At 43.6% G+C, this 683-nt stretch carries 1 pseudogene; it reads right to left on the bottom strand.

The annotated features are described in order from the left end of the window. Positions 1-683: pseudogene (locus UC75_RS19565) on the bottom strand (3-oxoadipyl-CoA thiolase); the annotation flags it as partial.

The raw sequence follows: 683 nt of genomic DNA on the forward strand, positions 1-683 counted from the left end.
AAGATTTTTGCCATTGGTTTTAGGCCATATTTTTGACCCGCTGCTTCTGAACCAATCAAAAGTGCTGCTGCACCATCATTAATACCTGAGGCATTACCAGCAGTGACAACACCACCTTCAAATAGCGGTTTTAACTTTGTGAGTGCTTCAACAGTTGAACTTGGGCGAGGGTGTTCATCTTCTGAAACGAGTTTAGGGGGTAATTTTTTGCCTTGGAAAACTTCAATTGGCGTAATTTCATCGGCAAAGAAACCTTCTTCTTTAGCTTTTTGATATTTAGCTTGTGATTGGGCTGCAAATAAGTCTGCTTGCTCACGGCTAATACCAAAATCGGCTGCAACGTTATCACCTGTTTCAGGCATTGAATGACCGCCGTACTGAGCAATAATTTTTTTATTTGGAAAGCGAGAGCCAATGGTGGTGTCATAAATTTTTGCATCACGGCTATAAGCACTTTCTGCTTTACCCATCACAAAGGGAGCACGTGACATACTTTCTACACCACCTGCGATATAGAGTTCACCTTCACCACAAGTAATGGCACGTGCCGAGTCAATCACAGCACCTAAACCACTAGCACATAGGCGGTTTACTGTTTGGCCCGGCACAGTGACTGGTAATCCTGCAAGTAATAGAGCATTCCTCGCCACATTACGACTGTCTTCACCTGCTTGATTGGTATC

It is taken from the genome of Acinetobacter sp. V2, from assembly GCF_001188385.1.
Lineage (GTDB): Bacteria > Pseudomonadota > Gammaproteobacteria > Pseudomonadales > Moraxellaceae > Acinetobacter > Acinetobacter oleivorans.